Raw genomic sequence first — 20,623 nt, 5'->3', positions numbered from 1 at the left:
AAAAGATAGAATGGCTAAGGGGCAATCTTTGCAAGATCCGTTCCTCAACGCGCTGCGTCGGGAACGTGTTCCAGTTTCTATTTATTTGGTGAATGGTATTAAGCTGCAAGGTCAGATTGAATCTTTCGATCAGTTCGTGATCCTGTTGAAAAACACGGTCAGCCAGATGGTTTATAAGCACGCGATCTCGACCGTGGTGCCGTCTCGTCCGGTTTCTCACCATAGTAACAACGCGGGTGGCGGTTCCAATAACTACCATCACAGCAACAACGCACAGCCATCTTCCGCTGCCTCTCAGGATAGCGAAGACGCCGAGTAAGGCCTGGCTGTTGCTCCATGTCGGGGGACCAGTTCGTCTGTGTTCCCCGCTGGTATTTTAAGAGGGTTTACGCTTGTTTGACCGTTATGATGCCGGTGAGCAGGCGGTGCTGGTACACATCTATTTTACGCAAGACAAAGATATGGAAGACCTCCAGGAGTTCGAATCTCTGGTCTCTTCCGCCGGTGTCGAAGCATTACAGGTGATTACCGGTAGCCGTAAAGCGCCGCACCCAAAGTATTTTGTTGGTGAAGGTAAAGCCGTTGAGATTGCCGATGCAGTCAAAGCCACTGGGGCGTCTGTTGTCCTTTTTGATCATGCGTTGACCCCGGCTCAGGAACGTAATCTTGAGCGCCTGTGCGAGTGTCGCGTTATCGACCGCACCGGCCTGATTCTTGATATTTTCGCCCAGCGTGCACGCACCCATGAAGGGAAGCTGCAGGTTGAGCTGGCGCAACTGCGCCATTTAGCCACGCGACTGGTGCGCGGCTGGACCCACCTTGAGCGCCAGAAAGGCGGTATCGGCCTGCGCGGCCCGGGTGAAACCCAGCTGGAAACCGACCGTCGCTTACTGCGTAACCGTATTACTCAGATCCTCTCGCGCCTGGAGCGCGTCGAGAAGCAGCGAGAGCAGGGACGTCGGTCGCGTACCAAAGCCGATATTCCCACCGTCTCTCTGGTGGGCTACACCAACGCCGGCAAATCCACCCTGTTTAACCAAATCACCACGGCTGAGGTGTATGCAGCGGATCAGCTGTTCGCGACACTCGACCCGACGCTGCGCCGCATAGACGTCGCGGACGTCGGCGAAACGGTGCTGGCGGATACGGTCGGGTTTATCCGCCATCTGCCGCACGATCTGGTCGCGGCGTTTAAAGCCACGCTGCAGGAGACGCGTCAGGCGACGCTGCTGCTGCATGTGATCGACGCGGCGGATGTCCGCATGGCGGAGAATATCGAGGCGGTTAATACCGTGCTCGAAGAAATCGACGCCCACGAGATCCCGACGCTGCTGGTGATGAATAAAGTCGACATGCTGGAGGATTTCGAGCCGCGTATCGACAGGAACGACGAGAATGTGCCCATCCGCGTGTGGCTTTCCGCGCAGACGGGGGCGGGCGTGCCACTGCTTTTCCAGGCCCTGACGGAACGTCTCTCCGGCGAAATAGTCCAGCGTGCGCTGCGTCTTCCGCCGGAAGCGGGGCGTCTGCGGAGCCGGTTTTACCAGCTTCAGGCGATCGAAAAAGAGTGGATGGAGGAGGACGGTTGCGTCGGACTGCAAGTTCGCATGCCGATTGTTGACTGGCGTCGCCTCTGTAAACAGGAACCGGCATTGGTTGACTACGTGGTCTAACCGGCCGGCCGAAGCCTGAAAATATTCCCCTTTGGGGGGTACCCGGATGAACTCAGGCGGCGTGATGACGCCTGCGCTTTTTCGCATTAGCACAATGAATGAAAGCGCACGCCATCACGCCATCTGAAGGACGAAAGGTATATCACCGCATAACAAATATGGAGCATAAACATGGCGTGGAATCAGCCCGGTAATAACGGACAGGACCGCGACCCGTGGGGAAGCAGCAAGCCTGGCGGCAACTCTGGGGGAAATAAAGGCGGTCGCGAGCAGGGGCCGCCGGATCTGGATGATATCTTCCGTAAACTCAGCAAAAAGCTGGGCGGCATTGGCGGTGGTAAAGGCGGCGGTGCTTCGCAGGAGCCACGTAGCCCGGTCGGCGGTCGTATTGTCGGTATCGTCGCGGTCGCTGCGGTTGTCTTATGGGCCGTCACCGGATTCTATACCATCAAAGAAGCTGAGCGCGGCGTTGTGACGCGTTTTGGCAAATTCAGCCATCTGGTTGAGCCGGGTCTTAACTGGAAGCCCACCTTTATCGATGAAGTGGTGCCGGTCAACGTAGAGGCCGTGCGTGAGCTGGCCGCCTCCGGCATCATGCTGACGTCTGATGAAAACGTCGTGCGCGTTGAGATGAACGTCCAGTACCGCGTGACCGATCCGCAGCGCTACCTGTTTAGCGTCGCCAACGCGGACGACAGCCTGCGTCAGGCCACCGACAGCGCCCTGCGCGGCGTCATCGGTAAATACACGATGGACCGCATTCTGACGGAAGGCCGTACCGTTATCCGTAGCGATACCCAGCGCGAGCTGGAAGAGACCATTCGTCCGTACAACATGGGCATTACGCTGCTCGACGTTAACTTCCAGGCCGCCCGTCCGCCGGAAGAGGTAAAAGCCGCGTTTGACGACGCGATCGCCGCCCGTGAAAACGAACAGCAGTACATCCGTGAAGCGGAAGCGTACAGCAACGAAGTGCAGCCGCGAGCGAACGGTCAGGCGCAGCGTATTCTGGAAGAAGCCCGCGCGTATAAAACGCAGACTGTCCTGGAAGCTCAGGGTGAAGTGGCGCGCTTTGCGAAGATCCTGCCGGAATATAAAGCCGCGCCGGAAATTACCCGCGAGCGTCTGTATATCGAAACCATGGAAAAAGTGCTTAGCCACACCCGTAAAGTGCTGGTCAACGATAAAGGCGGAAACCTGATGGTGTTGCCGCTGGATCAGATGCTGAAAGGCGGCTCCGCGCCTGCCGCGAGCGACGACAATAACAGCGGCAATCCGCTGCTGCGTCTGCCGCCGGCCTCCGGCAGCGGCAACAGCGGCGCGAGCAACAGCGCGTCCTCTGGCCGTGGCGATATTATGGATCAACGCCGTGCCAACGCGCAGCGTAACGATTACCAGCGCGAAGGGAGTGAATAACGATGCGTAAGTCAGTCATTGCGGTAATCATCATCGCGTTGGTGGTGCTTTACACCTCGATTTTTGTGGTGAAAGAGGGTGAGCGCGGCATCATCCTGCAGTTCAGTAAAGTGGTGCGCGACAACGATAATAAGCCGAAAGTGTATGAGCCTGGCCTGCACTTCAAGCTGCCGTTTATCGAGTCGGTGAAGACACTGGACGCCCGTATCCAGACCATGGATAACCAGGCGGATCGTTTCGTCACCAAAGAGAAGAAAGACCTGATCGTCGATTCTTACATCAAATGGCGCATCAGCGATTTCAGCCGTTACTACCTTGCGACAGGCGGTGGCGATCTCTCTCAGGCGGAAGTGCTGCTGAAACGTAAGTTCTCTGACCGTCTGCGTTCTGAAATTGGTCGTCTCGACGTGAAAGACATCGTGACCGATTCTCGTGGTCGTCTGACGTCTGAAGTGCGCGAAGCGCTGAACTCCGGTTCTGCGGGCACTGAAGATGAAGTCGAAACCCCGGCGGCGGATGACGCTATCGCCTCTGCGGCGAAACGCGTGACCGAAGAGACCAACGGCAAAGTGCCGGTGATCAACCCGAACAGCATGGCCGCACTCGGTATTGAAGTGGTTGACGTGCGTATCAAGCAGATCAACCTGCCGGCGGAAGTCTCGGAAGCTATCTTCAACCGTATGCGCGCCGAGCGTGAAGCGGTCGCCCGTCGTCACCGTTCACAGGGTCAGGAAGAGGCTGAGAAATTGCGCGCGGCGGCGGATTACGAAGTGACCCGTACGCTTGCGGAAGCGGAGCGTCAGGCGCGTATCCTGCGTGGTGAAGGCGATGCCGAAGCCGCGAAACTGTTCGCCGACGCGTTCAGCCAGGATCCGGATTTCTACGCCTTTATCCGTAGCCTGCGTGCCTATGAGAGCAGCTTTAACTCCAATCAGGACGTGATGGTGTTAAGCCCGGACAGCGATTTCTTCCGTTATATGAAAACGCCGGCCAATAGCACACGTTAAGCCATTATCCTAAACAAGAGCCGGTCATTGCCGGCTCTTTTTTTATGCAGGTTTTACGCACAATGAATACAACGGTTTTGCTGGCGCTGGGTCTGGTACTGGTCGTTGAAGGGCTCGGCCCGCTGCTTTTTCCACGTCTGTGGCGGCGGATGATCCTCTCTGTGGCGCAAATGCCGGACACCTTACTGCGCCGTTTCGGTGGCGGTCTTGTGGTTGCCGGGATTGTTATCTACTACATGTTGAGGAAAACGATTAACTGAATAAAAATCGGGCAAAATCGACGAAATTTGTATACAAAAAGGGCTGAACATCAGCAAAGCTGGTGTTAGAATCCTTTTTTAAGCAAACGGTGATTTTGAAAAATGGGTAACAACGTCGTCGTACTGGGCACCCAATGGGGTGACGAAGGTAAAGGGAAGATCGTCGATCTTCTGACTGAACGGGCTAAATATGTTGTACGCTACCAGGGCGGTCACAACGCAGGCCATACTCTCGTAATCAACGGTGAAAAAACCGTCCTCCATCTTATTCCATCAGGCATTCTTCGCGATAACGTCACCAGCATCATTGGTAACGGCGTTGTGCTGTCGCCTGCCGCGCTGATGAAAGAGATGAAGGAACTGGAAGACCGTGGTATCCCGGTTCGCGAACGTCTGCTGTTATCTGAAGCCTGCCCGCTGATCCTCGACTACCACGTCGCGCTCGACGTCGCACGTGAGAAAGCGCGCGGCGCTAAAGCCATCGGCACCACTGGTCGCGGCATCGGCCCGGCCTATGAAGATAAAGTCGCACGTCGCGGTCTGCGCGTGGGCGATCTCTTTGATAAAGCCACTTTCGCTGAAAAACTGAAAGAAGTACTGGAATACCACAACTTCCAGCTGGTGAACTTCTACAAAGTCGAAGCGGTTGACTACCAGAAAGTGTTGGACGACGTCATGGCGATTGCCGACGTGCTGACCAGCATGGTGGTGGATGTTTCCGATCTGCTGGATCAGGCGCGTAAACGTGGCGACTTCATCATGTTTGAAGGCGCGCAGGGTACGCTGCTGGATATCGACCACGGCACCTATCCGTATGTCACCTCCTCCAACACCACCGCAGGCGGCGTCGCGACCGGTTCCGGCATTGGCCCGCGTTATGTGGATTACGTGCTCGGCATCATCAAAGCCTACTCCACCCGCGTGGGCGCAGGCCCGTTCCCGACCGAGCTGTTCGACGATATCGGCGAGTTCCTGTGCAAAAAAGGCAATGAATTCGGTGCCACCACCGGTCGTCGCCGTCGTACCGGCTGGCTGGATGCGGTTGCGGTACGCCGTGCCGTGCAGATCAACTCCCTGTCCGGCTTCTGCCTGACCAAACTGGACGTCCTGGACGGTCTGGAAGAGGTGAAAATCTGCGTCGCTTACCGTATGCCGGATGGCCGCGAAGTCACCACCACCCCGATGGCGGCGGATGACTGGGAAGGTATCGAGCCGATTTACGAAACCATGCCGGGCTGGTCTGAATCCACCTTCGGCGTGAAAGAGCGCAGCGGCCTGCCGCAGGCGGCGCTGAACTATATCAAACGTATTGAAGAAGTCACCGGCGTGCCGATCGACATCATCTCTACCGGTCCGGATCGTACCGAGACCATGATCCTGCGCGATCCGTTCGACGCATAATATGACCAGGGGCGCGGCAAACGCGCCCTTTGTTTTCCCGGTTTTTACCCGCCTTTTTCAAATAAATTAGCCGCCTGACATGTGGCTGGTTTATCATCAATATATCGCCCACTGGGCGAACCGCGTTTTTCCCCTCCCATATTCTGAGGTTGATGTGCAGTTAACGAGTTTTACCGATTTCGGGCTACGGGCTTTGATCTATATGGCGTCCTTGCCGGAAGGCCGCATGACCAGCATTTCTGAAGTCACTGAGGTGTACGGCGTCTCCCGCAATCATATGGTCAAAATAATCAACCAACTTAGTCGTGCGGGCTATGTGACCGCCGTGAGGGGTAAAAACGGCGGGATCCGCCTTGGCAAACCAGCCGCAACCATCCGTATTGGTGATGTCGTGCGTGAGCTGGAGCCCCTGTCTATAGTGAACTGCAGTAGCGCGTTCTGTCACATCACCCCCGCGTGTCGCCTGAAACAGGTGCTGGGCGACGCGGTGGCGCGCTTTCTTCAGGAACTGGATAACTACACGCTGGCCGATTTAGTGCAGGAAAACCAGCCGCTTTACAAATTACTGCTGGTGGAATGACGCATTCGCGCCACTGATGACAACGGAGGAACCGCTATGTCACACGATCCTTTTCAGGAACGAGAAGCTGAAAAGTACGCCAATCCCATCCCGAGCCGGGAATTCATCCTTGAACATTTAACCAAACGTGAAAAACCGGCTAACCGCGATGAACTGGCGTCTGAACTCGGCATTGAAGGCGAGGAACAGCTGGAAGCGCTGCGTCGCCGCCTGCGCGCCATGGAGCGCGACGGCCAGTTAGTCTTTACCCGCCGCCAGTGCTATGCGCTGCCGGAACGTCTTGATCTGCAAAAAGGCACCGTCATCGGCCATCGCGACGGTTACGGGTTTTTACGCGTCGAAGGACGCAAAGACGATCTTTATCTCTCGTCTGAGCAGATGAAAACCTGCATTCACGGCGATATCGTGCTGGCGCAGCCGCTCGGTTCAGACCGCAAAGGCCGCCGCGAAGCGCGTATCGTGCGCGTGCTGGTGCCGAAGCAGAGCAATATCGTCGGGCGCTATTTCACCGACGCGGGCGTCGGCTTCGTGGTGCCGGACGACAGCCGCCTGAGCTTTGATATCCTCATTCCGCCGGAAGAGGTGATGGGCGCGCGCATGGGCTATGTCGTGGTCGTTGAGCTGACACAGCGCCCGACGCGCCGCACCAAAGCTATCGGTAAAATTGTTGAAGTGCTCGGCGACAACATGGGCACCGGCATGGCCGTCGATATGGCGCTGCGCACCCATGAAATCCCTTACGTCTGGCCGAAAGCCGTCGAAGAACAGATTGCGCACCTGAAAGAAGAAGTGCCGGAAGAGGCCAAAGTGGGGCGCGTCGATTTGCGCAACCTGCCGCTCGTCACCATCGACGGCGAAGACGCCCGCGACTTTGACGACGCCGTATTCTGTGAGAAAAAACGCGGCGGCGGCTGGCGCCTGTGGGTGGCTATCGCCGACGTCAGCTACTATGTACGTCCGCCGACTCCGCTTGATAACGAAGCGCGCAACCGCGGCACGTCGGTTTACTTCCCGTCGCAGGTTGTCCCGATGCTGCCGGAAGTGCTCTCCAACGGCCTGTGTTCGCTGAATCCGCAGGTGGATCGCCTCTGTATGGTCTGTGAGATGACGATCTCCGCCAAAGGCCGTCTCACTGGCTATAAATTCTATGAAGCGGTGATGAGCTCGCACGCCCGTCTGACCTACACCAAGGTGTGGCATATTCTGCAGGGCGATGAAGATCTGCGCAGCCAGTATCAACCGCTGGTGAAGCATCTTGAAGAGCTGCACACGCTGTATAAAGCGCTGGAAGAGGCGCGCACCGAGCGCGGCGGTATCTCGTTTGAGAGCGAAGAGGCGAAGTTCATCTTCAACGCCGAGCGCCGTATCGATCGCATCGAGCAGACCCAGCGTAACGACGCGCACAAGCTTATCGAAGAGTGCATGATCCTCGCCAACATTTCGGCGGCGCGCTTTGTCGAGAAGCACAAAGAGCCGGCGCTGTTCCGTATTCACGATCGCCCGACGAATGAAGCGATCACCTCGTTCCGCTCTGTGCTCGCAGAGCTGGGTCTGGAGCTGCCGGGCGGCAACAAGCCGGAACCGCGCGACTACGCCGAGCTGCTCGATTCTATCGCCGATCGTCCCGATCACGAGATGCTGCAAACCATGCTGCTGCGCTCGATGAAGCAGGCGATTTACGATCCGGAAAACCGCGGCCACTTTGGCCTCGCGCTGCAATCCTACGCGCACTTTACCTCGCCGATTCGCCGCTACCCGGATCTCACGCTGCACCGCGCGATTAAGTACCTGATCGCCAAAGAGCAGGGCCACGAAGGCAACACCACCGAGAGCGGTGGCTGGCACTACACCATGGAAGAGATGCTGCAACTGGGCCAGCACTGTTCCATGACGGAACGCCGCGCCGACGAAGCCACCCGTGAAGTAGCGGACTGGCTGAAGTGCGACTTCATGCAGGATCAGGTCGGCCAGACCTTCTCCGGCGTGATATCAAGCGTCACCGGCTTTGGTTTCTTCGTGCGCCTGACCGATCTCTTTATCGATGGCCTGGTGCATGTCTCGTCACTGGATAACGACTACTACCGCTTTGATCAGGTCGGTCAGCGGTTGATTGGCGAATCCGGCGGCCAGACGTACCGTCTGGGCGACCGCGTCGAAGTCAAAGTCGAAGCGGTTAACATGGACGAGCGCAAAATCGATTTCTCGCTCATCTCCAGCGAACGCGGGCCACGTAACGTGGGTAAAACCGCGCGCGAGCGCGAGAAGCGAGGCGGCGGCGCTAAAAACCGCAGCCGTCGTCAGGTCGGCAAACGTCAGAATTTCGAACCTAACGAGGCATTTCGCAGTGAGAAAGGCCGTGGAAAGGTGAAGAAAGACGGCGCGGCGCGGGCAGAGAAGAGCGACAAACCGGCGAAAAGCAGTAAAAAACCGTCGGCCAAAACGCAGAAAATCGCGGCCGCTACTAAAGCGAAGCGCGCAGCGAAGAAACAGCGCGACAACTAATCGCGGGGCCTGCGAGCCAGGCCCGATTTATTACGTATTGCCTAACACCGGGCGGCTTGCCGCCCATAACGAGTACCATTCATGAGTGAAATGATTTACGGCATCCACGCGGTGCAGGCCCTGCTGGAGCGCGCTCCTGAGCGCTTTCAGGAAGTGTTTATTCTGAAAGGGCGTGAAGATAAACGTCTGCTGCCGCTGATCCACGCGCTGGAAGCGCAGGGCGTGCCAGTGCAGGTGGCAAACCGCCAGTGGCTGGATGAAAAAGCGGATGGCGCGGTGCATCAGGGTATCGTCGCGCGCGTCAAGCCGGGGCGTCAGTATGGCGAAAACGATCTGCCGGATCTGCTGGCGGCGCACGCGCAGCCATTCCTGTTGATCCTGGACGGCGTGACCGATCCGCATAACCTCGGCGCCTGCCTGCGCAGCGCTGACGCGGCGGGCGTGCATGCGGTGATCGTGCCGAAAGATCGCTCCGCGCAGCTTAACGCGACCGCTAAAAAAGTCGCCTGCGGCGCGGCGGAAAGCGTGCCGCTGATCCGCGTGACCAACCTCGCGCGCACCATGCGTCTGTTGCAGGAAGAGAATGTCTGGATCGTCGGCACGGCGGGCGAGGCGGATCATACGCTCTACCAGAGCAAAATGACCGGCCCGCTGGCGCTGGTGATGGGCGCGGAAGGGGAAGGGATGCGTCGTCTCACCCGTGAACACTGCGACGAGCTTATCAGCATCCCGATGGCGGGCAGCGTCTCCTCGCTGAACGTCTCGGTGGCGACAGGCATCTGCCTTTTCGAGGCCGTGCGTCAGCGCAGCTAATCGTAAAACCCTCTGCGGAGGGTTTTTTATTGCCCCCGCTCCCTGTGTAAAGTTTTATTAAAGCGCCAGAAACCCTAAACTCCGCTGCTACTATAAGCGCCACAGGCTATTTGCCTGTTTAATCAATACCTCTAACTGGACTCAGGAGATGCAACCGTGCAGACATTCCACGGACTGATGGCGTTTTGCGCTTACTTTTTTATCGGGCTGGCGATGATCAACTGTTTCATGTTCATCTACACCCGCATCACCGCTCACGACGAGTGGAAATTAATCAAAGAAAATAACAGCGCGGCGGCGATTACCTTCGGCGGCGCGATTTTAGGCTACGTGGTGCCGCTCGCCAGTGCGGCGATCAACTCCGTCAGTATCACGGACTATCTGATTTGGGGGGCGATCGCGCTCGTCGTCCAGCTTATAATCTACGGCGGCGTGCGTTTATATATGCCGAAACTGAGCGAGAAAATCATTAACCGCAACGTCGCGGCCGCTATTTTCATGGGCGTGGCGTCGCTGGCGGGCGGTATTCTGAACGCGGCCTGTATGACCTGGTAAAACGAAATAACAAGGAAGGCTATGTCGGCAGCAAGGAAAAGACGTGGAAAGAAAAATGGCGGTCATCCGGTTGCGAATACCTCGGATCTGAAATTTCTTCCACGCCCGGAGCCGGAACGAAAAGGGCCGAAAATACTCACGCTCGCCATCATGGGCGGCGCGGCGTTTTTCGGCCTCAAAGCCTGTCAGGATACCGGCGATAACGACAATGACGGCGATGGCGTCTATTACTCGACGCCCGACGAGTGCCGTGAGGACGGGAACCCGGCAGATCTCTGCACCAACGCCTGGAATACCGCCAAAGCCGAGTTTGAAAAAGATATTCCGCCGAAGCTCACCTGGGACGCCTGTAGCACCGCGTATGGCAATAACTGCTATTACGACGGCGTGGCGAAAACCTGGGTGCCGATGATGGCGGGCTTCCTGCTGGCGAGCAACAGAGACAAAAAGCGCGAGCTGGATGACTCCTCGTCGTCGTATTACACCTCAGGCTCCGGCTATCACTACTACTACACGCGCCCCGTCTGGCAAAACGCGTCCGGTGATTATGTCTGGCGCGGCGGCAATCGCTCCGGTGCCAGCGCCAACAGTCACAGCCTCGTCACCCGCAGCGCCACGACGATTTCCCGCGGCGGCTTTGGCCGTTCATCCAGCTCCCGCAGTAGCTGGGGAGGCTAAATGCTGCGCCATCACACGCCGGTGCGCCCGGATCTCGCGCGTATCGCCCACGAGCACGGCTTTCACTTTCATATCATCGACGATGAAATCTACTGGGATGAAAGCCGCGCCTACCGCTTTACGCTGCGCCAGATTGAAGAACAGATAGAATCGCCCACCGCGGAGCTGCACGAGATGTGCCTTGACGTGGTGGATCGCGCCGTGCGCGATGCGCGCCTGCTTGAGCAACTCGCCATTCCTGAGCTGTACTGGGATGCCATCGCCCAAAGCTGGAAAGACCGGGATCCGTCGCTTTACGGGCGCATGGATTTTGTCTGGACCGGGCAGGGGCCGGTGAAGCTGCTGGAGTACAACGCCGATACGCCCACCTCGCTGTACGAATCCGCGTATTTCCAGTGGCAGTGGCTGGAGGATGCGCGCCGCCAGGGCGTTATCCCGCGCGATGCCGATCAGTTCAACAGCCTTCAGGAGAAGCTCATCGCGCGTCTGGCTGAGATAGCGACGCCTGAACCGTTCTACTTCAGCTGCTGCCAGGAGTCTGAAGAGGATCGCGGCACGGTGCTGTACCTGGAAGACTGCGCGCGCCAGGCGGGCCTTGAGACGCGTTTTATCTATATCGAAGAGATTGGCCTGGGCCTTGGCGGCGTGCTGACGGATTTGGACGATAACATTATCCGGCAGGCATTTAAGCTCTATCCGCTGGAGTGGATGATGCGCGACGACAACGGCCCGCTGCTCTGTAAGCGCGCCGAACGCTGGTATGAGCCGCTGTGGAAAAGCATTCTCAGCAATAAAGGGCTGCTGCCGCTGCTCTGGGCGCAGTTTCCGGGCCATCCGAATCTGTTACCGGCGTGGTTCAACGACGATTTCGCGCGCGAGCGGCATGATGTCGCGCAGGCGCTTGCGGGCTACGCAGGGTACGTTCGCAAACCGCTGTTCTCACGCGAAGGCGGCAATGTAACGCTGTTTGATAAAGAATCGCAGGTGCTGGCCCACGAAGAGGGTGATTACGGCAACGAGCCGGTTATCTGGCAGGCATTTCAGGCGCTGCCGCGTTTTGGCAACAGCTATACGCTCCTCGGCAGCTGGATTGTCGGCGATGAGCCCGCGGGTATTGGCATCCGCGAAGATGTCTCGCTTATTACCAAAGACACCTCTCGTTTCATTCCTCACTATATCGCCGGCTGACGGGTTTTCACTTTTGTGAAGCACGCAGGCGGTTTCTTTTTCCTCTCCTTCCATACTTAACGCGGTTGTCACAGGTAAGGAGAGGGATTTATGCACTGGCAAACCCATACGGTGTTTAACCAGCCCGTCGCGCTCAATAACAGCAATCTGTATTTATCCGATACCGCGCTGCGCGAGGCGGTGCTGCGCGAAGGCGCAGGCTGGGACGCTGAATTGCTCGCAAGCATTGGCCAGCAGCTCGGCACCGCGGAATCGCTGGAATTAGGGCGACTGGCGAACGCCAATCCGCCAGAGCTGTTGCGCTATGACGCGCGCGGCGAGCGTCTTGACGACGTGCGCTTTCATCCGGCGTGGCACCTGCTGATGCAGGGGCTGTTCGCTAACCGGGTTCATAATCTGCCGTGGCTTGAGACGGCGCGCGAAGGCGCGCTGGTCGCCCGCGCGGCGCGCTTCGTTCTGCACGCGCAGGTGGAAGCAGGCACGTTATGCCCGATTACCATGACGTTTGCCGCGACACCCCTGTTACAGGCTCATCTGCCGCCGCTGTTCGCCGACTGGCAGACCCCGCTGGCAAGCGATCGCTACGATTCCCACCTGCTGCCCGGCGCGCAGAAACGCGGACTGCTCATCGGCATGGGCATGACGGAAAAGCAGGGCGGTTCGGATGTGCTCAGTAATACCACCCGCGCGGAACCCGTAGCAGGGCGCGGCCCCGGCGAGGCGTACCGGCTGGTGGGCCATAAGTGGTTTTTCTCGGTGCCTCAAAGCGACGCGCATCTGGTGCTCGCACAGACAAAAGGCGGTCTTTCGTGTTTCTTCGTGCCGCGCTTTCTGCCGGATGGCCAGCGCAACGCGGTGCGCCTTGAGCGTCTGAAAGATAAACTCGGCAATCGCTCCAACGCCAGCAGCGAGGCGGAGTTTCTCGACGCGCTCGGCTGGCTGCTTGGCGAAGAGGGCGAAGGCGTGCGCCAGATCCTGCGTATGGGCGGCATGACGCGCTTTGACTGCGCGCTCGGCAGCCACGGACTGATGCGCCGCGCCCTGGCGGTGGCGCTTTATCACACCCATCAGCGTCAGGCGTTCGGCAAGAATCTTATCGATCAGCCGCTGATGCGTCAGGTGCTCGGACGCATGGCGCTGGAGCTGGAAGGGCAGACCGCGCTGCTGTTTCGTCTGGCGCGCGCCTGGGAGCAGCGCGAATCGCCGCATGAAGTGGCGTTCGCCCGCCTCTTTACGCCTGCCGCGAAATATGGCGTCTGCAAGCGCGGCATTCCGTTTGTGGCGGAGGCGATGGAAGCGCTCGGCGGCATCGGGTATTGCGAAGAGAGCGAGCTGCCGCGGCTTTACCGCGAAATGCCGGTCAACAGTATCTGGGAAGGCTCCGGCAACATCATGTGCCTCGACGTATTGCGCGTGCTGACGCGCCAGCCGGGCGTGCTGGAGATGCTGAGCCATGAATTTGATGCGGTAAAAGGGCAGGACAGGCATTTCGATCGCGCATGGCGACAGCTCGCCGGGCAGTTGCGCAGGCCCGATGAAGCGGCCGGGCGCGCCATTACCACGCAGCTCTTTTTACTGGCGAGTGGCGCTCAGGTGCTGCGCTCGCTGACACCGCCGCTGGCGCAGGCCTGGTGCCGGATGATGCTGGATACCCGTGGCGACAGCCCGCTACCAGAGCCGGTGCTGGCGCAGGCGCTACTGCGCGCCACGGGTGGGGCGGGCTGATTACGCCTTCAGGCGGAACAGGCTCACCAGTTCGTTCAGGTGGTTGCCTTTCTCACGCAACACCTGCGCGGTCTGCTCGCTGCGCGTCACGCGCTCGGCGTTGATGTGGGTGGCTTCGCCAATCTGGTGCATGGCGATATTCACCTGGCCAATACCGGCAGACTGCTCGTGCGAGGCATGGTTGATCTCAGTCACCAGCTGATTGATCTGACCGATGCGGCTGATGATCGCTTCCATCGCCTTACGTGTCTGCTCAGAAAGCGCGTGGCCTTCGCTGACTTTCGCCAGCGTGTCGCTGATGAGCTGCTCTATCTCTTTCACCGCATTGGCGCTGCGCGCCGCCAGCGCGCGGACTTCCTGCGCCACGACCGCGAAGCCTTTACCGTGCTCTCCCGCGCGGGCTGCTTCCACGGCGGCGTTCAGCGCCAGAATGTTGGTCTGGAAGGCGATAGATTCAATCACATGCGTGATATCCGCGATGCGCTGTGAAGCGCTGCGAATGTCGTTCATGGTGGTCACTGCGTTGCTGACCGTTTCGCCGCCGTGCTGCACGGCGTCAGACGCCTCTTTCACCAGACTCTGGGTCTGCTCCATGTTGGCGGCATTTTGCGACACCGTGGCCGCCAGCTGTTCCATACTTGCGGAGGTTTCCTCCACGCTGCTGGCTTGCTTGTTGATCTGCTCGCTGATTTCACCGCTGTCGGAGGCCAGCGCGCGGGTGCCGTGGCTGATATCGCCCGCGGCGTCGCGCACCTGGGTCACTATCTGCTGTAAGCCGTTGCCGATGCCGTTGATGGCGTCGATAAGCTGGCCGACCTCATCCTGGCGACGCGTGTCGATGGTCTCACGCAGATCCCCTGCGGCGTACTGGCGCGCAAGCGTAATGACATTACGCAGCGGCGCGGTAAGCCAGCGGCGAACGGTCCAGACAAACACGGCGGCAAACAACAGCGAGACGATAACGCCTGCGGCAAGGAACTGATTACGCATGCTCGTTACACCGCTCAGCAGCGTCGCTTTATCCACTTCGCCGACAATCACCCAGTTCCAGCCCGGCAGTTGCGTGAAGCTCAGCAGGGCGGTGCGGCCATCTTCTTTTTCCATCTCAAGCGTCCCCTGCGGCTCGCTCAGCACCGGTTTTAAAATAGCGTCCGGCCATGACGGGCGTTTGCCTTCATCGCTCGAATGGAAAAGGAACTGGCCGTAGGTTTTGCCCGGCGCGCGGTTAATGACATAAAAATGTCCGCTTTCGCCCAGACGGCGATTGAGGATTTTATTGCGCATCACTTGCCATGAGTTGGTGATATCCACCCCGACAAACAGAATCGCGATCACCTTGCCACTGGCGTCTTTCACCGGTTCGTATTGCGTGATGTAGCGTTTGCCGAACAGCAGCGCCAGGCCGCGGTAGGTTTCACCTTTCATCACAGGCGCGAACGCCGGACTTGCGGTATCGAGCTGCGTGCCGATAGCGCGGCTGCCATCCTCTTTACGCAGCGAGGTCGCCACGCGCACGAAGTTATCACCGCTGCGGACAAACAGCGTGGCGATAGCGCCGGTGCGGGTCAGGAAATCATCGGGCAGCGCGTTGTTTTCATGCAGCGACGTTTCGCCGCCTTTTAGCATTGGCACGCTGATGCCATTGATGCTTTGCATCTGGCTTTCGTCACGGCTGATGGGTTGCGGAATAAAACTGTTGAAGAGTTTAGTAAAGCTTGCCACTTCCTCACTGAGGCTGCTGTCGAACATCTGCGCCATATCCACCACGCTTGTGGTCTGGTTATGGAGATCTTCAAGCGCCAGCGCTTCCAGCTGTTCGCTGGCTTTGTGACTTAATGCAAACGTGAACAATAAAAAAAGGGCCGCGACCGCGACGCCTGTGAGGAATGAAAGCTTCGCGCCCAGTCCCCAGCGTTGAAATGAGAGTGTCATAAAAGAGCCCAAAAGTGCCAGTATTTGGCACCTTCAACGGCAGTTGAGCCCTAATATTTAGTGGGTAAATGTAACTATTTGTTTCAATCTATTTTGATTTGGATCATGGCAAGGCCAAATAAAAACCAGAATTTAGCTAAAGAACGTTCAACTATAGATAATTGCCTGCACGTGCCAGTTATCGGCCCGCTGATTTTCATGCATCTGAATAATTCGATAATACGCCGCGCCCTGTTCGTCCGCTTTATAGGCGATGACTTTTTCAATCTCCTGCGGCGTGCCGGAAATATCGTTTACCGAAATGACGCCAATTTCATTTAAGCCCGTCACTCTGTCAGCATTCACCTCTTCGGCAGACTGCGCAGAAGTGGAAATCAGACCCGCCGATAACAGCAGTGACGTTAAAGCCAGCGATCGTTTCATTGTCAGCTCCCTTACACCTTTTCGATAGATGCAGCGCGCCGGTTCCGGGCGCAGTCCGAAAGTTATTGTGCAGCAGGTACGATCAATGCACGCAAAGGCAGTGTAAATTTCGCTAAATAAAACGACGGCTTACGCTTACTTTCGGTACAAAATCGCGCGGGCGTGCCAGCGGCCAGGCAGCAGAGAGTCATCATTGGAGATGACCTGATAGTAATCTGCGCCTGCGGCACCTGCCTGTGCGGCGATATCGCGCAGCGCGTCATCCGGTGACCCATACTGCAGCGTCGTGACGGTGCCCATTTTGACAAGCCCCTGCGTCTGGTAGCGCTGGATCTCCTGCGGATGATCCGCCACCGGCGGCGCGGGCTGCGGCGTGCCTTCAAGCGCGCTACAGGCCGTCAGTGTCGCCACCATTAATAAAGGGATGAGCCGTCGCATATGCATTCTCGTTACCTCAGGGATTAATTGTAGTAAGTGTAAGGGGATAGGCGTTCGCTATATCCCGGTTCTGCCGACGAAGGCGCGCTTTTGGCCGTAGAAAATCGTAAAAGCGTAATCTGGCTCGCAACACGATAAAAATCCATGCGTTGCACGGGTTTTTGGCATCATGGCGTCTGTGCCTAAAGACGTTTTGCAGGAGATAAGTATGATCGAAATTTCGACCCGGCGTTTTGCGGGGATTGAGGCGCTGCACGCGGTGCCTGCGGGAGAGCATGACAAGCCGTTGCCGACGGTCATGTTTTATCACGGCTTTACCTCATCCAAAACGGTCTACAGCTATTTCGCCGTCGCGCTGGCGCAGGCCGGGTTTCGCGTCATTATGCCGGACGCGCCTGACCACGGCGCGCGTTTTAGCGGCGATGCATCACGGCGGATGACGCAGTTCTGGCAAATCCTGCACGCGACGCTGACAGAATACCCGGCGCTGCGCGACGCGGTTCTCAATGAAGGGCTGGTGGCGGACGGCAGGCTCGCCGTTGGCGGCGCGTCGATGGGCGGCATGACCGCGCTTGGCATCATGTCCCATCATCCGGAAGTGAAATGCGTCGCGAGCCTGATGGGCTCCGGCTGGTTTAGCTCGCTCTCGCAAACACTCTTTCCGCCGCAGGCCGCCGACGCTGACGCGGTGAGAGCCGCGCTGGCACCCTGGGAGGCGAGCGCGCGCCTGCCATCTCTTTCGGATCGCCCGCTGTTTTTATGGCATGGCGAAGAGGACGACGTTGTGCCGGCGGCGCAGAGCCTGCGTTTAGCCGACGCGCTGCGCGAACGGGCGCTTGATAACAATCTCACCTGCCAGTGGCAGCCTGGCGTGAAGCACCGCATCACGCCTGAAGCGCTCGATGCGACGGTTGCGTTTTTCCGCCGCTCTCTTTAAAAGCCGGGCAAACCGGGATTGCGGCTTTTTTTACCAGCGGCCTTGTGTTTGTCATGGTCCGCCATTAGAATGACGCGTCAATTTTTCAGCCGCCCTTTAATCACGTTCCTTGCCTCCCCGGGCCGCGGCTGACCCAGACAGGAGGCTGAATAATCCGTAAGGAGCAATTCGATGCGTCATTACGAAATCGTTTTTATGGTCCATCCTGACCAGAGCGAACAGGTTCCGGGCATGATCGAGCGCTACTCTGCTGCCATCACTGGTGCAGAAGGCAAGATCCACCGTCTGGAAGACTGGGGCCGCCGTCAGCTGGCTTACCCGATCAACAAACTGCACAAAGCACACTACGTTCTGATGAACGTTGAAGCGCCGCAGGAAGTTATCGATGAGCTGGAAACTACCTTCCGCTTCAACGATGCCGTTATCCGCAGCATGGTTATGCGCACCAAACACGCCGTAACTGAAGCCTCTCCGATGGTTAAAGCGAAAGACGAGCGCCGTGAGCGTCGCGATGATTTCGCTAACGAAACCGCTGATGATGCTGAAGCTGGGGATTCTGAAGAGTAATTCTGATGGCCAACCGTCTGGTGTTGTCCGGCACCGTGTGCAGGGCACCCCTTCGTAAGGTCAGCCCATCAGGAATTCCTCATTGCCAGTTCGTGCTTGAGCATCGTTCTGTGCAGGAGGAGGCCGGTTTCCACCGGCAGGCGTGGTGTCAGATGCCTGTAATAATCAGCGGGCACGAGAACCAGGCCGTTACTCACAGTATAACGGTCGGCACGCAAATCACCGTTCAGGGGTTCATCAGTTGCCACAAGGCAAAGAACGGACTGAGCAAAATGGTGTTGCATGCCGAGCAGATTGAATTGATAGATTCTGGAGACTAGCCAAATGGCACGTTATTTCCGTCGTCGCAAGTTCTGCCGTTTCACCGCGGAAGGCGTTCAAGAGATCGACTATAAAGATATCGCTACGCTGAAAAACTACATCACCGAAAGCGGTAAGATTGTCCCGAGCCGTATCACCGGTACCCGTGCAAAATACCAGCGTCAGCTGGCTCGCGCTATCAAACGCGCTCGCTACCTGTCCCTGCTGCCGTACACTGATCGTCATCAGTAATCGGTCACGGTCCATTAATACGACTTTGAGAGGATAAGGTAATGCAAGTTATTCTGCTTGATAAAGTAGCAAACCTGGGCAGCCTGGGCGACCAGGTAAACGTTAAAGCGGGCTACGCTCGTAACTTCCTGGTTCCGCAGGGCAAAGCTGTGCCGGCTACCAAGAAAAACGTTGAGTTCTTCGAAGCACGTCGCGCTGAACTGGAAGCCAAACTGGCTGACGTTCTGGCCGCTGCTGAAGCTCGCGCAGAGAAAATCAATGCGCTGGGCTCTGTTACCATCGCGTCCAAAGCGGGCGACGAAGGTAAACTGTTCGGTTCCATCGGTACTCGCGACATCGCTGACGCTGTAACTGCAGCTGGCGTTGACGTGGCTAAGAGCGAAGTTCGTCTGCCGAACGGCGTTCTGCGTACCACTGGCGAACACGAAGTGGACTTCCAGGTTCACAGCGAAGTATTCGCTAAACTGACTGTAAACGTGGTTGCTGAGTAAGTTTTTACTCAACTACACGTAAAGACGCCGGCCTTGTGCCGGCGTTTTGCTTTTCTGAGATGCTGAAAAGTCTCAGCGCACGCGCAGGAAACTGCCGTCCGGCTGGCGGATAAACAGCACCTGCTGGTTATCACCGGTATCAATGGTCAGCGCCGTCACCACGCCGCTGGCGTTCTGACGAACCTGCACCATCTGCCCCTGCTGAAGATTACTGAGCGGCTTGCCGTCGCCTTCCACTTTCGCCATCGCGTACACATCTTCCGGCGGCAGGCCGTGATCGCGGAACAGTTGCGCCAGCGTTTTGCCCGATTCCACGCGATAAGTGCGCCACTGCTGCTCGATGTCATTATTCTGGAACGGCTGCACCGGCGCGCTGGACGCAGGCTGCTGGACGTTCGCTTCCGGCGTTTCCACAGGTGCTACCGCCTGCGGCTGCATCGGCGCTTCCGGCGTAGGCGTTAAATCGAGCTGCGCGTCGCGACGCTGCGGCGTTTCCGGCTCGTTGGAAGAAGGCCATAAAAAGCACAGCGCGATAACGACCACGCAAAGAATAATGCCGCGTCGGTGCGCAGGCGGCAGCGGGTCCATCAGCCGGATATGATCCGGGGCGTGCCATACCTGCGCCAGCAGCGGTTTAATTCGTCCAGGCATGTCTTCTCCTCATTCACTCAAACGCATCGCCGCGCCAGTGTACCATTATAGCGTTCTAACTGTTTGATGCCGGTAGTAAAGCGCGCATTCGTGAGCGCGCTGACATCCCTGACCTTATCACCTTGCCGGAGGATTATTTTACCCAACGTGGCGCTGCTGTTATGCTGCCCGCTAATTTTCCCATTGAGAAAGGATAACCCCATGACAACCCCTTCTTTTGACACCATCGAAGCCCAGGCAAGCTACGGCATTGGCTTACAGGTCGGACAGCAACTGCGCGAGTCGGGCTTACAGGGTCTGCTGCCGGAAGCGCTGGTGGCGGGGCTGCGTGACGCGCTGGAAGGCAACCAGCCAGCCGTTCCTGTTGACGTGGTGCATCGCGCGCTGCGTGAAATCCACGAACGCGCCGACGCCGTGCGTCGCGAGCGCCAGCAGGAGATGGCGGTAGAAGGCCAGAAATATCTGGATGAAAACCGCGAGCGCGAAGGGGTGAACAGCACCGAATCCGGCCTGCAATTCCGCGTGCTGACGCAGGGTGATGGCCCGATCCCGTCCCGTAAGGATCGCGTGCGTGTGCACTACACCGGTAAACTTATCGACGGCACCGTGTTTGACAGCTCCGTCGCGCGTGGCGAACCCGCGGAATTCCCGGTCAGCGGCGTAATCGCAGGCTGGATCGAAGCGCTGACGCTGATGCCGGTCGGCTCCAAATGGGAACTGACCATTCCGCACAATCTGGCCTACGGCGAGCGCGGCGCGGGTGCATCCATTCCGCCGTTCAGCACGCTGGTCTTTGAAGTCGAACTGCTGGAAATCCTGTAAGGCTTTTCCTTT

The 20,623-nt window shown here is 57.9% G+C and carries 23 protein-coding genes; 19 read left to right on the top strand and 4 right to left on the bottom strand.

The window, feature by feature from the left end; all coding sequences use genetic code 11:
- The first annotated feature begins 10 nt into the window (after positions 1–10).
- The 13 genes from hfq to G6041_RS13415 all read left to right on the top strand — a co-directional run bounded on the left by hfq (position 11) and on the right by G6041_RS13415 (position 13,798).
- The gene (gene hfq, locus G6041_RS13475; protein WP_004385293.1) at positions 11–319 is read left to right on the top strand and encodes an RNA chaperone Hfq; all 309 of its coding nucleotides are present in this window, start codon (positions 11–13) and stop codon (positions 317–319) included.
- Positions 320–392: 73 nt separating this feature from the next.
- Positions 393–1,673 (top strand): ribosome rescue GTPase HflX, encoded by a 1,281-nt coding sequence (gene hflX, locus G6041_RS13470; RefSeq protein ID WP_004385294.1) that lies wholly within the window; start codon positions 393–395, stop codon positions 1,671–1,673.
- 171 nt (positions 1,674–1,844) lie between these two features.
- Positions 1,845–3,089, top strand: coding sequence for an FtsH protease activity modulator HflK (hflK, locus tag G6041_RS13465; protein ID WP_004385295.1), 1,245 nt, complete (start codon positions 1,845–1,847; stop codon positions 3,087–3,089).
- 2 nt (positions 3,090–3,091) lie between these two features.
- Positions 3,092–4,096 carry a protease modulator HflC gene (gene hflC / locus G6041_RS13460; RefSeq protein ID WP_004385296.1) on the top strand — a complete coding sequence of 335 codons (1,005 nt, stop codon included), beginning with the start codon at positions 3,092–3,094 and terminating at the stop codon, positions 4,094–4,096.
- 62 nt (positions 4,097–4,158) lie between these two features.
- Positions 4,159–4,356, top strand: a complete 198-nt coding sequence (locus G6041_RS13455) for a DUF2065 domain-containing protein (protein WP_004385297.1) — start codon at positions 4,159–4,161, stop codon at positions 4,354–4,356.
- 102 nt (positions 4,357–4,458) lie between these two features.
- Positions 4,459–5,757 carry an adenylosuccinate synthase gene (locus tag G6041_RS13450; RefSeq protein ID WP_012123689.1) on the top strand — a complete coding sequence of 433 codons (1,299 nt, stop codon included), beginning with the start codon at positions 4,459–4,461 and terminating at the stop codon, positions 5,755–5,757.
- Between the two features lie 154 nt (positions 5,758–5,911).
- Entirely contained in the window at positions 5,912–6,337 is a 426-nt protein-coding gene (gene nsrR / locus G6041_RS13445; protein ID WP_004385299.1) for a nitric oxide-sensing transcriptional repressor NsrR, read from the top strand.
- Between the two features lie 36 nt (positions 6,338–6,373).
- Entirely contained in the window at positions 6,374–8,839 is a 2,466-nt protein-coding gene (rnr, locus tag G6041_RS13440; protein ID WP_012123690.1) for a ribonuclease R, read from the top strand.
- Positions 8,840–8,920: 81 nt separating this feature from the next.
- Positions 8,921–9,652 (top strand): 23S rRNA (guanosine(2251)-2'-O)-methyltransferase RlmB, encoded by a 732-nt coding sequence (gene rlmB / locus G6041_RS13435; protein WP_004385300.1) that lies wholly within the window; start codon positions 8,921–8,923, stop codon positions 9,650–9,652.
- A gap of 156 nt (positions 9,653–9,808) precedes the next feature.
- Positions 9,809–10,207 carry a DUF350 domain-containing protein gene (locus G6041_RS13430; RefSeq protein WP_004385301.1) on the top strand — a complete coding sequence of 133 codons (399 nt, stop codon included), beginning with the start codon at positions 9,809–9,811 and terminating at the stop codon, positions 10,205–10,207.
- Positions 10,208–10,228: 21 nt separating this feature from the next.
- Positions 10,229–10,885, top strand: coding sequence for a DUF1190 domain-containing protein (locus tag G6041_RS13425; protein ID WP_012123692.1), 657 nt, complete (start codon positions 10,229–10,231; stop codon positions 10,883–10,885).
- Positions 10,886–12,073, top strand: coding sequence for a glutathionylspermidine synthase family protein (locus tag G6041_RS13420; protein WP_012123693.1), 1,188 nt, complete (start codon positions 10,886–10,888; stop codon positions 12,071–12,073).
- A gap of 90 nt (positions 12,074–12,163) precedes the next feature.
- Positions 12,164–13,798, top strand: a complete 1,635-nt coding sequence (locus G6041_RS13415) for an isovaleryl-CoA dehydrogenase (RefSeq protein WP_012123694.1) — start codon at positions 12,164–12,166, stop codon at positions 13,796–13,798.
- Here G6041_RS13415 and G6041_RS13410 read toward each other — a convergent pair whose 3' ends face one another.
- From G6041_RS13410 to bsmA, 3 genes are all read right to left on the bottom strand, one after another.
- Positions 13,799–15,730, bottom strand: a complete 1,932-nt coding sequence (locus G6041_RS13410; protein ID WP_012123695.1) for a methyl-accepting chemotaxis protein — start codon at positions 15,728–15,730, stop codon at positions 13,799–13,801.
- 147 nt (positions 15,731–15,877) lie between these two features.
- Positions 15,878–16,153, bottom strand: a complete 276-nt coding sequence (locus tag G6041_RS13405; RefSeq protein ID WP_004385306.1) for a DUF1471 domain-containing protein — start codon at positions 16,151–16,153, stop codon at positions 15,878–15,880.
- A 135-nt stretch (positions 16,154–16,288) separates the two neighbouring features.
- Positions 16,289–16,597, bottom strand: a complete 309-nt coding sequence (gene bsmA, locus G6041_RS13400; RefSeq protein WP_007852316.1) for a biofilm peroxide resistance protein BsmA — start codon at positions 16,595–16,597, stop codon at positions 16,289–16,291.
- A 202-nt stretch (positions 16,598–16,799) separates the two neighbouring features.
- Here bsmA and yjfP point away from each other — a divergent pair, with 202 nt between their 5' ends.
- The 5 genes from yjfP (at position 16,800) to rplI (ending at position 19,138) form a co-directional block, all read left to right on the top strand.
- Positions 16,800–17,528 (top strand): esterase, encoded by a 729-nt coding sequence (gene yjfP, locus G6041_RS13395; protein WP_014728003.1) that lies wholly within the window; start codon positions 16,800–16,802, stop codon positions 17,526–17,528.
- A 171-nt stretch (positions 17,529–17,699) separates the two neighbouring features.
- On the top strand, positions 17,700–18,095 hold the full coding sequence (gene rpsF, locus G6041_RS13390) for a 30S ribosomal protein S6 (protein WP_001216673.1): 396 nt from the start codon (positions 17,700–17,702) through the stop codon (positions 18,093–18,095).
- 5 nt (positions 18,096–18,100) lie between these two features.
- On the top strand, positions 18,101–18,415 hold the full coding sequence (gene priB, locus G6041_RS13385; RefSeq protein WP_004385309.1) for a primosomal replication protein N: 315 nt from the start codon (positions 18,101–18,103) through the stop codon (positions 18,413–18,415).
- A gap of 4 nt (positions 18,416–18,419) precedes the next feature.
- The gene (rpsR, locus tag G6041_RS13380) at positions 18,420–18,647 is read left to right on the top strand and encodes a 30S ribosomal protein S18 (protein WP_000135199.1); all 228 of its coding nucleotides are present in this window, start codon (positions 18,420–18,422) and stop codon (positions 18,645–18,647) included.
- Positions 18,648–18,688: 41 nt separating this feature from the next.
- The gene (gene rplI, locus G6041_RS13375; protein WP_004385310.1) at positions 18,689–19,138 is read left to right on the top strand and encodes a 50S ribosomal protein L9; all 450 of its coding nucleotides are present in this window, start codon (positions 18,689–18,691) and stop codon (positions 19,136–19,138) included.
- Between the two features lie 72 nt (positions 19,139–19,210).
- On the opposite strand, the gene G6041_RS13370 is transcribed toward rplI, so the two are convergent.
- Entirely contained in the window at positions 19,211–19,789 is a 579-nt protein-coding gene (locus G6041_RS13370) for an OapA family protein (protein ID WP_012123698.1), read from the bottom strand.
- A gap of 201 nt (positions 19,790–19,990) precedes the next feature.
- Between G6041_RS13370 and fklB the strand changes: the two genes are divergently transcribed.
- On the top strand, positions 19,991–20,611 hold the full coding sequence (gene fklB, locus G6041_RS13365; protein WP_007702034.1) for an FKBP-type peptidyl-prolyl cis-trans isomerase: 621 nt from the start codon (positions 19,991–19,993) through the stop codon (positions 20,609–20,611).
- Positions 20,612–20,623 lie beyond the last annotated feature (12 nt).

The sequence above is a fragment of the Cronobacter sp. HA18003 genome, from assembly GCF_011605905.1.
Lineage (GTDB): Bacteria > Pseudomonadota > Gammaproteobacteria > Enterobacterales > Enterobacteriaceae > Cronobacter > Cronobacter sakazakii.
The sequence above is the reverse complement of the archived record's forward strand: the minus strand, read 5'-3'. Positions and strand labels throughout refer to the sequence as shown.